The sequence below is a fragment of the Lactobacillus johnsonii ATCC 33200 genome (genome assembly GCF_000159355.1).
GTDB classification, from domain to species: domain Bacteria; phylum Bacillota; class Bacilli; order Lactobacillales; family Lactobacillaceae; genus Lactobacillus; species Lactobacillus johnsonii.
The window spans coordinates 168,701-181,227 of the sequence record NZ_GG670121.1 but is presented as its reverse complement, the minus strand read 5'-3'; the positions used below and the strand labels follow the sequence as shown (position 1 = coordinate 181,227).

The window sequence follows — 12,527 nt, the reverse complement described above, 5'->3', positions numbered from 1 at the left end:
TTTTTATGATCAATTGACCAGTGATATTGTAATGGCTAAAAACCGGCTTCATAAAGTTTTACAATTTACTTTTCCAGAGCTTGAACAATTATTTAACACGGCTAAAGGCTTCAATTATTGGTCAATTGTTAAAATGTATCCTCCCTGTGAGATAGTAAATGATCTAACAGAACTTGAAATCTACACCAAACTTATAAAATTGCCAGGATTTCAAGTTAAAAAGGCTAATAAATTTACTTTAAAGTTAATTGCTCTATCTCAAAAGACTTATCCTGTAGCTCCCTGTAAAAGCGTTGAATCTGATGAGGTAAGATACTATGCTCAACGTTTAATAGATTTGAATAAGCGAAGACAAGACCTAGTAAATCAGATGGTAAGGATAGCTAAAAGCTTGCCTAATCGTGACTTGGAGATATTAGAAAGTATTCCAGGTATTGCTCAAACTACTGCAGTCAGGATCTGTGGTATAATTTTTATTGATATGCGTGAGACCCTTTTTCTGACTGCGATAAGTCAGTATAATAGGAGTACATGCAATTTTAGGTAGGAGTAATTTATTTATTATGAAAATGCAACTTGCTGAGATCGCTAAAGCATTAAATAGTTCAGTTAATATGGGAGAAGATAAGGTCATTACCTCTGTTGTTTTTGACTCAAGAAAAGCAACTCCCAATTCTTTGTTTATTCCCTTAGATGGTGCAAGGGATGGGCATGATTTTGTATCTAATGCAATGGCAAACGGAGCAGAAGCAACCCTTTGGAAAAAAGGACATGAGGGTATGCCTACTGATGTGCCAGTTATTGAAGTGGAAGATCCGCTAACTGCGCTTCAAAATTTAGCTAAATATTACTTAGGTAAAGTTAATCCAACTGTTGTTGGAATTACTGGATCTAATGGTAAAACTACAACTAAGGATATGGTTGCAGCGGTTTTATCAAAAAGATTTAATGTGCATAAGACACAGGCTAACTTTAATAATGAAATTGGGGTACCTGTAACTATTTTAGAGATGAAACCATCTACTGAAATTTTAGTTCTTGAAATGGGGATGGATCGCCCTGGACAATTACATCATTTAAGTGAATTAGTAAGACCCGATGTTTGTGTCATCACAATGATTGGTGAAGCTCATATTGAGTTCTTTGGTACTAGAGATAAGATTGCAGACGCTAAAATGGAAATTACTGACTTCTTAAAAGAAGACGGTAAGTTTATTTACAATGGCGATGAACCTTTACTAGAAGAGCGTGCAGCTAAGATTAAGCAAGAAAAGAGTACTTTTGGTTTTAGAGAAGAAGATACTGTTTTTGCCACTACATTTAGATCTTACATGCACCATGCTACTTTTGAAGTAAATGGGTCAACACAGCAATTTAAGATTCCAATGATTGGAAAACATAATGTCTCTAATGCTCTTGCAGCTATTAGTGTAGGACGCCATTTTGGTGAAAATGATGAACAAATTGCCCAAGCTTTAGCTAACTTCACTCCAACAGCAAATAGAATGCAATGGAAGAAGGGTGATGTAGGCGAAGCAATTATGGATGATGTCTACAACTCAAATCCAACTGCGGTTAGGGCTGTTACGACTTCGTTTGGACAAGTAATGGTCGAAGATGGTGGGCGCAGAATTGCTGTCTTAGGTGATATGTTAGAGCTTGGGGATGAATCAGCCGATCTTCATGCGTCTCTTGCCGCTAGCTTGGATCCAGCAATTATTAATGAACTATATTTATATGGTCCAGAGATGAAAAACTTATATGATGCTCTTGTTGATAAGTACCCAGAAGAAAATTTGCACTATTATCCACAAGATCAAATGAATCATATGATTGATGACTTAAAGAATGATATTAAGCCAGCTGATATTGTAATGCTAAAGGGATCACATGGGATGCATTTGGAAAAGGTTTTAGACCGTCTCATGTAGGAAGGAATTAGATATTTGAAATTTTCTGAAATGAACTTAAAACCTGAAATTTTAAAAGCTATTAAGCGTTCAGGTTTTGAAGAAGCTACACCAATTCAAGAAAAAACCATTCCCCTAGTTTTGGAGGGAAAAGATGTAATTGGTCAAGCCCAGACAGGGACTGGTAAAACTGCTGCTTTTGGTTTGCCAATTTTACAAAACTTAGATAAGCAACACGATTCAATTCAAGCTATTATTATTGAACCTACCCGTGAATTGGCTATTCAAACCCAAGAAGAGTTGTTCCGTTTAGGTCGTGATGAAAAAGCTCGCGTTCAAGTAGTTTATGGTGGTGCTGATATTAGACGTCAGATTCGTGCTTTAAAGCAAACACCAGCAATTTTGGTAGGAACACCTGGACGTTTGCTTGATCATTTAAAACGTGGCACCATTGATATTTCTAAAGTCAAAACAATTGTTTTAGATGAAGCAGATGAAATGCTTGATATGGGATTTATTCAAGATATTGAAAGTATTTTGAAATATGCATCAAGTAAACATCAAACATTACTTTTCTCTGCTACAATGCCAAAGCCAATTTTAAGAATTGGTGAAAAATTCATGAATGATCCTGAGATTGTAAAAATTAAAGGAAAAGAATTAACTGCTAATTTAATTGATCAGTATTTTGTGAGAGCAAAAGAAAATGAAAAGTTCGACATCCTATGTCGCTTAATTGACGTTCAAAATCCTGATTTAGCTGTTATTTTTGGCAGAACCAAGAGACGTGTTGATGAATTAACACGTGGGCTACAAGCACGTGGATATAACGCTGCTGGAATTCATGGTGATCTTTCTCAAGCTAAGCGAATGAGCGTGTTAAAGAGATTCCGTAAAGGTAAGCTAGATATTTTAGTTGCAACTGATGTGGCAGCTCGTGGATTAGATATTTCTGGGGTAAGTCATGTTTATAACTATGATATTCCGCAGGATCCAGATTCTTATGTTCATCGTATTGGTAGAACTGGACGTGCTGGCCAGAACGGAATGTCTGTAACTTTTGTTACTCCAAATGAAATTGGCTATATGCGTACTATAGAACAATTAACGCATAAAAAGATGATGCCACTTAAGCCACCAACTGATGAAGAAGCATTTAAAGGTCAGCTAAGTGCAGCTAATAAAAAAGTAGCAGAATTGCTTGATAGCGATCTTTCTAAATATACTGAAGAAGCATCTCAACTTCTTGACGATTATTCTGCGATTGATTTAGTGGCCGCTTTATTGAAGGACTTGTCTAAAGATGCAGATAGTGTAAAAGTAAAAATTACACCTGAAAAGCCATTACCATTTAAATCAAAGCATGGTAATAATCGAAACTTTAAACGTAATTTCAAACGTGGTGGAGATCGAAATGAACGATATCATCGTAAGCCTAGTGCCCGTAAAGGTGGTAGAAAGCATGATTTCGTTATAAAGAAAAAAGATTAATTTTTGTTACTGGAGAGCTGTAGTTGCTACAGCTCTTTTTTGTAATATAATGTATCAATGTGTGAGGTGAAAATAATGATTAGAGGCGTAGGAATTGACTCAGTTGAAGTTGAACGTATGAAAAAGATAGTTGAAAAAAGCGATAAATTTGCTAAAAGGGTATTAACTCCGAAAGAATTTGAACAATATCAACAATTAAAAGGAAAGCGCAAGGTAGAGTATCTTGGTGGACGTTTTTCTTTAAAAGAATCTTTTTCAAAGGCAATGGAAACTGGATTAGGCAAATATGTTGGTTTTCAAGATATTGAAACATTATGGGATGACTTAGGGCATCCAGTAATGACCTCGACAAAGTTTTCTGGAAATATTTTTCCTAGTATCACACATGATGATCATGAGATTATAACAGTTGTAGTTTTGGAGGAATTAGATTAATGGTTCCAGGAATTCATCGCCCAGCCGTAGTAAAGGTAAACTTGGGCGCTATTAAAAGAAATCTTGAAAATGAGATGGAGCATCTAGAGCCCGGACAAAAGATGCTTGCAGTTGTAAAAGCTAACGGTTATGGACACGGTGCAGTAGAAGTAGCTAGAGTTGCAGATAAGGTAGGAACAGCTGGCTTTTGCGTTGCAATTTTGGACGAAGCATTAGAGTTAAGACGTGCAGATATTACAAAACCAATTTTAGTTTTAGGCGTTGTTTCTCCTGAATATGCTCCAATTGCTGCTGTAAATAACGTTTCATTAACTGTTCCAAACTTAGAATGGCTTAAAGAAGCAGAGAAGTACTTAAAAGATGCAAATTTGCAATTAAAGATTCATTTAGGTATTGATTCCGGGATGGGTAGAATCGGATTTAATGAATATGCAGACTTTATTGCCGCTAATGAGTTTTTAGAGAATAACGATAATTTCTTTATTGAAGGAATGTTTGCCCATTTTGCTTCTGCTGATAGCAGTGATGAAACTTATTTCAAACATCAATGTGAAAAATTTAATCATATGAAGAGCTTGCTTACTGTAAAGCCAAAGTGGATTCATGTTGATAATACGGCAGCAAGTATTTTTCATAATGGAATTAAAAGTGATTTAGTTAGATTTGGTATTGGAATTTATGGTTTAAATCCTTCTTCTAATCCCAATTCTCCAGACTTAAAATCAAATATTCCGTTAGAGCCGGCCTTGTCATTTGAAAGTGAACTAACTCATGTTAAGACAATTCACCAAGGTGATGGTGTTGGATATGGCTCGACCTTTGTTGCAGATGAAGATACAATTATTGGAACCGTACCCGTTGGTTATGCAGATGGTTTTATTAGAAAATTTCAAGGTTTCAAGGTTAAAGTGGGAGATACGTACTGTCCAATTGTTGGCCGAATTTGTATGGATCAATTTATGGTTAAGATGCCTAAAAAGATGCCAGTAGGGACCAAAGTAACCATCATTTCTTCTAATCCTAATGATCAAAATAATATTAAAGCTGCGGCCGATTATGTTGACACAATTCATTATGAAGTTGCTTGCTTATTAAATGATCGTTTACCACGTGTATATTACGAAAATTAAAAATAAAAGCTTGTTTAACCAATTTGGCTAAACAAGCTTTTTTACTATAGTAATCAAGATAATTAGTCTTTTAATTCTCCAGGTTTTTCTGCGCTACGGATTGTTAGACCTGATTGAAGATCTTCAATTTCAGCAACAACAAAACCTTTCTTTTCAAGTCGGTTGACGATAGCAGTCATCGTTTCGCGAGAAACACCAATAGGAAGAGTAAATAAGTTACGGCGAACTAATTCACCAGTTTTAACATCTAAAGTTAAACAACCGGCAATATTACTATATTTAGAAATAATTTTTGCCATTTTAACTAAATTACCACGATCATTATCTGAAAGAATAGTCAAAACATAAGAACCATTTTTGATATTCCAAGCATCAGAAAGCATATCTAGTAAACGGGAGTGAGTCAAAATTCCATAGAAATGGTTTTCTTCATCCAATACAGCAATGTATGGGAGGTCTTTAATATTAAAGAATACACGGAAGAATGGTGAATTTACCTTAATTGTTTTGGTAGCGTTTTTAAGCAAGTAAGTTACAGGTAGATTCATGTCGCCGCCTTGAGACTTGTGACGGTAAATGTGCATTTTATAAATGTTTCCCCGGAAAATGGTTCCTGTATCATCTAAAATAGGGACACAACGAAAGCCGGAGTCTTCTAATATTTTTAATGCTTCGGCAAGAGTAGCTTTTTCGTTGACTGTAGTTAAGTAATCTTTTTTATAGACAAGAGATTTAATTAGCATGATTAGCCTCCATACATCTGAAATTTACAAGCCATTATACCATAGTTTTATATAAAAATTAAAGACTGATTAAACAACTTTAATTTAGAAAATAAAAGAGCATCCACAAAATGTGAATGCTCTCTTACAGAAAAAAGTCTTAATTATTATTGACGAACCTTTACGCCAGTTTCTTTGAAGGCTTTGTCCATAACTTCCTTTAATTGTTTTGCAGAAGCTTCCATCTTAGCTTGTTCGTCAGCGTTTAATGGCATTTCAATAACTTGTTCCAAACCGTGACGACCAACAACTGCTGGAGTACCGATATGAATATCGTGTAAGCCGTATTCACCATCCATAGGTACTGAAAGTGGAAGAACTCTGTGTTCGTTGTTCAAGATAGCCTTGGTAATGAATGCTAAAGCAGTACCGATACCGTAGAAAGTAGCACCCTTCTTATTAATGATATCGTAAGCCATGTCAGCAACTTCCTTGTGGATTGCTTCAAGCTTGTTTTCACCAACTTCTGGGTGAGCCTTAACCCAATCGCTAACTTTTACGCCACCAACATTGTTGTAGCTCCATACTGGAAATTCAGTATCACCGTGTTCACCAAGCATGTATGCATTAACAGAACGTGGGTCAACGTGTTCCATTTCACCGATAACTTTTTGAAGACGACCAGTATCAAGTGAAGTACCTGAACCGATAACACGATCCTTAGGGAATCCTGACATTCTCCAAGTTGCGTGAGTTAAGATATCAACTGGGTTAGCAGCAACTAAGAAAATACCATTGAAACCTGATTCAACGATTGGTTCAACGATTGAAGATAAAATCTTTAAGTTCTTGTTAACAAGGTCAAGACGAGTTTCACCTGGCTTTTGTGGAGCACCAGCAGAAATAACTACTAAGTCAGCATCTTTTGCGTCTGAGTATTCTGCAGAGTAAATAGTCTTTGGTGCAATCCAAGGAGTAGCGTCTGCTAAGTCAATAGCATCACCTTGAGTTCTTTCTTTAATGATATCAACGATACCTAATTCTTGTGCGATACCTTGTTGAACTAATGAGAATGCGTAAGTAGAACCTACAGCACCGTCACCAACAAGAATAATCTTATGAATTTTTTCTTCTGACATTTGCTAATACTTCCTTCCATATTAGTGATTTATTTAACAATAACAATTATATCATATTGGAATTTAAAAATTAAAAATATAATTTTAAAGATCTAATTAATTATTTGTAAGTAAGCGTGTGCTATAATCTCAAGAGCAATAAGCAGATTTAGAATGAAATATTTATCAAAGAGGATGAAAAAGAATGAAGTTAATTGCAGGTTTAGGAAATCCAGGTAGAAAATATGATCAGACTAAGCATAATACAGGTTTTATGGCATTAGATCATTACTTAGAGAAAAATGGTTTAACTCTAGATAAGGATAAGTTTGAAGGCTTATGGACAAAACAAAAGATCAATGGTGAAGATGTGATTTTTCTTGAACCACAGACTTTTATGAACGATTCGGGAAAATCAATCGCGCAAGTAGCCAATTTCTTCAAAATTAAGCCTGAAGATATTTTAGTTATTCATGATGATATGGACATGCCAATTGGAAAGATTAGAATTCGTGCAAATGGTAAATCAGGAGGTCATAATGGAATTAAGAGCATTATGGCTTGTTTAGGAACGAACAATTTTAATCGATTAAAAATTGGAATTCGCCATCCTGAAAACGAAAGTGTTGTTTCTTGGGTATTAAGTCCCTTTAATAATGACCAGCAAAAACTGATGGATACAGCTTTTGAGACAAGTGAGAATGTCATTAATGATTTTATTAAAGGGAAGAACGCCCAATATTTAATGAATCAGTATAATTAGAATGAACATTACAGAGTTAATAAAAAAAGATAAAGAGTTAAATAATTTTATTGAAAAAGCTCCAGTAGAAAAAAGATCACTTTTAACTGGAGTAAATTCAGGTGCTTTTGCTGCTGTACTGATGCAAATGCTAAAAGCTTGGCAGCAGCCATTGATTTTAGTTGAAGATAATGAAGAGAAGGCGCAGACGCTTTTAGATGAATTAGGAAACTTATTGCCTGATGATATGGTATTTGGCTTCCCAGTTGATGCTACAATTGCTACTCAAACGGCTATTGCATCTCCGGACGAACTTAGTCAAAGATTACAGACCTTAGAGTTTTTAGCTGAAAAGAGAGCGGGGATTGTTGTAGTAACGCCCCAAGCCTTACAGTATAAGTTGAGTGATCCGAGAGATTTTACTAAGGCAAAAAAGATATTTAAGCCTGAGGCAGAATTCGACTTAGATAAGTTAACTGAATGGCTTACGCAGGCAGGATATCGCAGAGAAAGCATTGTAGCCCGTCCTGGAGAATTTGCTCGTCGAGGAGATATTCTTGATATTTATCCTTGGGATCAAGAGAATCCGATTCGAATTGAATTCTTTGGGGATGAAGTTGATACCGTAAAGGAGTTTGATTCAGCTACACAGCGTAGTTTAGAAGAAATAGACAGTATTTCAATTGGCCCAGCTCTAGATCGAGTATTTTCACCACATAATTTTCAAGAAGCGGTAGAAAAAATAAAGCAGGATATGAGCGAATCAATTGCTGAAAAAGAGAGCGTTAAAAATCATTTTGTTAAGGCAATTGATTTATTAGAAGCTGGTGGTTTGCCAGATAACTATGCCTTTTTGATTGATTATTTACTTCCGCGATCTTTCAATTTAATTGATTATTTAGATAAAGATGGCTTATTACTATTTGATGATTGGCAGTCCATAAAAAAGAATGTAGCTGATGTGGATGCTCAAAATGAAGCTTTTATTTCCGAAGAAGTAAAAGCCGGAGCAATGCTGAATAGTCAAAAATTACGCCATAGTTTTGAGCGAGTTGTTCAAAAATCAAAGCAAGCTCAGATTTTATTCTCGCTTTTTCAAAAAGGAATGGGACGATTAAAATTTGATCAAATTCTTAACTTTACCACACGAGAAGTTCAACAGTTCTTTAGTCAAATGCCCTTGATTAAAAGTGAGCTAACACGTTTTTCTAATGAAGGAAATACAGTTATTTTGCAAGCTGATTCAGAAACTCGTGCTAAGCAAATCGCTCAAAATTTAGTTGATTATGGTGTTGATATTCCGGTTGTAAAAGCAGATCAACTTTTATCAAATAAAGCTCAAATAACTGTAGGTAATTTTGCACATGGTTTTGCTTTGCCTAGTTTAGATTTGGTTTATTTAACTGAACGAGAATTATTCAATCAAAGACCACATCACCGCAAACGTGTTAAAACTCTTGAAAATGCTCAACGGTTAAGAAACTATAATGAATTAAAGCCAGGCGATTATGTTGTTCATGTCAATCATGGTATTGGACGGTTCGAAGGAATTAAAACCTTAGATGTAGACGGTAAAAAACGTGACTACATCACTATTACTTATCAACATCATGATCAGCTATTTGTTCCTGCTGACCAATTAGGTTTAGTACAAAAATATGTGGCTTCTGAAGGCAGAGTTCCTCATATTAATAAATTGGGAAGTTCTGAGTGGACTAAGACTAAAAAACGGGTTCAGTCAAAAGTTGAAGATATCGCAGACGATTTGATTGAACTGTACGCAAAACGTGAATCTGAAAAAGGATTTGCTTTCAGTCCGGATGATGATTTACAAAAAGAATTTGAAGATGCTTTTCCATATCCTGAAACTCCAGATCAGCTTCGTTCAATTAGAGAAATTAAGGCTGATATGGAAAGTCCGAAGCCAATGGATCGACTTTTAGTGGGAGATGTAGGCTTTGGTAAAACTGAAGTTGCCTTGAGAGCTGCTTTTAAAGCAATTCGGGATGGAAAACAAGTTGCCTTTTTAGCTCCAACTACTATTTTGGCGCAACAACATTTTGAAACTATGCAAGACCGTTTTAAAGATTTTCCAGTAAATTGTGCGCTTTTATCACGTTTTCAAACTCCTACTGAAGTGAAGGAGATAGTTGAAGGTGTAAAAAGTGGCAAGATTGATATGGTTGTTGGAACACACCGCTTGCTCTCAAAAGATGTCCAATTTAAAGACCTAGGCTTGTTAATTATTGATGAAGAACAGCGATTTGGAGTTAAGCATAAGGAAAGGCTAAAAGAATTAAAAGCCAATATCGATGTTTTGACTTTGACTGCTACTCCAATCCCTCGTACTTTACATATGTCGATGGTAGGAGTACGAGACCTTTCAGTTATGGAGACGCCACCTACTAACCGTTATCCAATTCAAACTTATGTTATGGAAGAAATGCCAAGTATTGTTCGTGAGGCCGTCCTTAGAGAAATGAAGCGTAACGGGCAAGTATTTTTCTTACATAATCGGATTGATGATATCGATAAAGTTGTTAGTCAATTAGAAGAACTGATTCCAGAAGCCAAAATTGAATATATTCATGGCCGCATGAGTGAAAACCAAATGGAAGATATTATGTATCGTTTTTCAAAAAACGAATTTGATATCTTGGTAACAACAACAATTATTGAAACTGGCGTTGATATGCCAAATGTTAATACTATGATTGTTGAAGATGCAGATCATTATGGATTAAGTCAGCTATATCAATTACGTGGTCGAATAGGCAGAAGTGCCCGTTTAGCCTATGCCTATTTCCTTTATCAACCAAATAAAGTCTTAACTGAAATTGGTGAAAAACGGCTTAGTGCAATCCGCGACTTTACTGAATTAGGATCCGGCTTTAAAATTGCTATGCGTGATTTATCAATTAGAGGGGCCGGTAATATGCTTGGAAAACAGCAGCATGGCTTCATTGATAGTGTTGGGTACGATTTATATGCCCAAATGTTAGACGAAGCAATTAAGAAACGTAAAGGTAAAAAAGTTGCGAATAAATCTAATGCAGAAGTTCAATTTGATTTGGAAGCATATATTCCCAATGATTATATTGCAGATCAAGAACAAAAAATTGAATTCTATAAGAAAATTAAGGGGATCAATGATCAAAAAGAGGCGGACAATATCGCAGATGAATTAATTGATCGTTTTGGTGATTATCCACTTGCTGTAGAAAATCTTTTGAATGTATCTACAGTTAAGGCAGATGCAGATTTAGCTCAAGTTGTATCTCTTACTCAAAAATCAAATGATAAGTTGCAAGTCATTTTTAATAATCAGGCTAGTGAGGAATTAGAAGGACCAAATATTTTTAAGGCCCTAGAACACGTATCTCTAAGAGCACGAATTAATATGGATCCGCAAAAGAGATTGAACGTAATGCTTGAGCTTGAGAAAAATATGAGTACTAGACAATTATTTAATGAGCTTCATACATTCTTAGAATCAGCTAGTGAGATTGTTCAAAAATAAAGGGAGAAAGAAAGTAATGAGAATCGATAAGTTTTTAAAGGTATCTAGATTAGTTAAAAGACGTACTGTTGCTAAAGAAATGGCTGATCAAGGACGAGTAAAAGTTAATGACCGAGTAGTAAAATCTAGCTATGATGTTAAACTGGGCGATGTTATTGAAATCGGATTCGGTACAAAACAATTAAAAGCTCGTGTACTTGACTTAAGAGAAACAACTAAGAAGGCAGAAGCCAGCGATTTGTATGAGCTAATTAATTAATGACAAGGGAAGAGTAAGGTGTTATATTAATACCAAGTGGTGATATAATTAAGATTTAGAATATTAACGAAAAGGCAGGGACATCCGTATGCAGAGAGGGCCACGACTTTATAATGCCTTAAGCGATGAGGAACGCCTAGCACGTTTGCGACGTAAAGCGGCTAGAAAAGAAAAAGAAGTTCATCGCGTAAGGAAGAACCGAATTATTGCTTGTTTTGCAATTGCAATTTTAATTTTTGGACTGCAACTAATTATGGTCCATGTGCAAACTGGTAGAATTAATAGTCAAATTCAAACTAATAAAGCAGAATTAAACCAGGTTAACAAAACTAATAAAAAATTAAAATCACAAGTTGCGGACTTAAAAGATCCTGATTATGTGGCTAAAGTAATTCGTTATAAGTTCTATTATTCTAAATCTGGTGAATCAATTTATACTCTTCCTGAAAAAGAGGAGGATTATTAGTGAAATTTCCAATTGGATTAAGGCTCAATGCTAAAGTGAATAATATTACTAAACTTGGGATTTTTGTAACTTTACCACATCAACATCATGGTTTGATTTTCCATAAAGACTTTGGTGATAAGTGGGAAAGTGTTAAAAAGAAGTATAGTGTTGGAGACGAAATCCGTGTTGTTGTGATCAATAATCATGAAGGAAAAATTTCTCTATCATTGAGTCAGGTAAATAATCCTGATTTAGTTGATCCAACTAATGAATTTAAAGATAGTAAAGATTTTACTCCACTAGCTAAATTATTAGAGAAATCTACTGATAAAATAGCTAATTTAAAAAATCAATTGAATTTAAGTGACCGGTAGGGGTCACTTTTTTAATCTAAAAATGACAAAATTTACAACTTTTTTTACTGAAAATAATATTGAAATAAAAAATAAAAAATTTTTACTGGCTGCAAGTGGCGGTCCAGATTCAGTAGCGTTGCTGAAGATGCTGGTTAATTTTTTACCTAATCCATCTGAACAATTGATTGTTGCACATTTGGACCATTGTCTAAGAGATGATAGCTTTTTAGAAAGCCAACTTTTACAAAGATTAACTTCAGCCCTTAAAGTAAAGCTAGTAGAAAAAAAGTGGCCAGTTGAACTTCATCCGCAAGCTGGGGTTGAAGCAAAAGCTAGAGAGTACCGTTATGCATTCCTAGCAGAGGTTGGAAGAAAGTATAAAACTGATTATCTTTT

The 12,527-nt window shown here is 35.2% G+C and carries 12 protein-coding genes and 1 pseudogene; 11 read left to right on the top strand and 2 right to left on the bottom strand.

Annotated elements, in window-relative coordinates; genetic code table 11:
* From HMPREF0528_RS05990 to alr, 5 genes and pseudogenes are all read left to right on the top strand, one after another.
* Window positions 1-547, top strand: a pseudogene (locus HMPREF0528_RS05990) (hypothetical protein); the annotation flags it as partial.
* A 16-nt stretch (window positions 548-563) separates the two neighbouring features.
* Complete coding sequence (locus HMPREF0528_RS05985; RefSeq protein ID WP_004895932.1) at window positions 564-1,931, top strand: UDP-N-acetylmuramoyl-tripeptide--D-alanyl-D-alanine ligase; 1,368 nt, start codon at window positions 564-566, stop codon at window positions 1,929-1,931.
* 15 nt (window positions 1,932-1,946) lie between these two features.
* Complete coding sequence (gene cshA, locus HMPREF0528_RS05980; RefSeq protein ID WP_004895931.1) at window positions 1,947-3,401, top strand: degradosome RNA helicase CshA; 1,455 nt, start codon at window positions 1,947-1,949, stop codon at window positions 3,399-3,401.
* A 75-nt stretch (window positions 3,402-3,476) separates the two neighbouring features.
* The gene (acpS, locus tag HMPREF0528_RS05975) at window positions 3,477-3,836 is read left to right on the top strand and encodes a holo-ACP synthase (protein WP_034525271.1); all 360 of its coding nucleotides are present in this window, start codon (window positions 3,477-3,479) and stop codon (window positions 3,834-3,836) included.
* Window positions 3,836-4,966, top strand: coding sequence for an alanine racemase (gene alr, locus HMPREF0528_RS05970; protein WP_004895928.1), 1,131 nt, complete (start codon window positions 3,836-3,838; stop codon window positions 4,964-4,966). Before acpS ends, alr begins: the two co-directional genes overlap by 1 nt.
* 62 nt (window positions 4,967-5,028) lie before the next feature.
* Here the strand turns inward: alr and cbpA are convergent, their stop codons facing one another.
* Together cbpA and HMPREF0528_RS05960 are read right to left on the bottom strand one after the other, a co-directional pair.
* Complete coding sequence (gene cbpA, locus HMPREF0528_RS05965; RefSeq protein WP_004895927.1) at window positions 5,029-5,709, bottom strand: cyclic di-AMP binding protein CbpA; 681 nt, start codon at window positions 5,707-5,709, stop codon at window positions 5,029-5,031.
* A gap of 146 nt (window positions 5,710-5,855) precedes the next feature.
* Complete coding sequence (locus tag HMPREF0528_RS05960; protein ID WP_004895924.1) at window positions 5,856-6,827, bottom strand: L-lactate dehydrogenase; 972 nt, start codon at window positions 6,825-6,827, stop codon at window positions 5,856-5,858.
* A 184-nt stretch (window positions 6,828-7,011) separates the two neighbouring features.
* Between HMPREF0528_RS05960 and pth the strand changes: the two genes are divergently transcribed.
* The 6 genes from pth to HMPREF0528_RS09600 form a co-directional block, all read left to right on the top strand.
* Window positions 7,012-7,569, top strand: a complete 558-nt coding sequence (pth, locus tag HMPREF0528_RS05955; RefSeq protein WP_004895921.1) for an aminoacyl-tRNA hydrolase — start codon at window positions 7,012-7,014, stop codon at window positions 7,567-7,569.
* 1 nt (window position 7,570) lies between these two features.
* Entirely contained in the window at window positions 7,571-11,068 is a 3,498-nt protein-coding gene (gene mfd, locus HMPREF0528_RS05950; RefSeq protein ID WP_004895919.1) for a transcription-repair coupling factor, read from the top strand.
* Between the two features lie 16 nt (window positions 11,069-11,084).
* Window positions 11,085-11,327 carry an RNA-binding S4 domain-containing protein gene (locus HMPREF0528_RS05945; protein ID WP_012845630.1) on the top strand — a complete coding sequence of 81 codons (243 nt, stop codon included), beginning with the start codon at window positions 11,085-11,087 and terminating at the stop codon, window positions 11,325-11,327.
* 88 nt (window positions 11,328-11,415) lie between these two features.
* Window positions 11,416-11,793 (top strand): FtsB family cell division protein, encoded by a 378-nt coding sequence (locus HMPREF0528_RS05940; protein ID WP_004895915.1) that lies wholly within the window; start codon window positions 11,416-11,418, stop codon window positions 11,791-11,793.
* Entirely contained in the window at window positions 11,793-12,149 is a 357-nt protein-coding gene (locus HMPREF0528_RS05935) for a S1 RNA-binding domain-containing protein (protein ID WP_004895911.1), read from the top strand. The genes HMPREF0528_RS05940 and HMPREF0528_RS05935 overlap by 1 nt, the downstream gene beginning before the upstream one ends.
* A 22-nt stretch (window positions 12,150-12,171) precedes the next feature.
* Window positions 12,172-12,527: PP-loop family protein (locus HMPREF0528_RS09600; RefSeq protein ID WP_004895909.1), on the top strand; the 356-nt coding region annotated here is incomplete at its 3' end.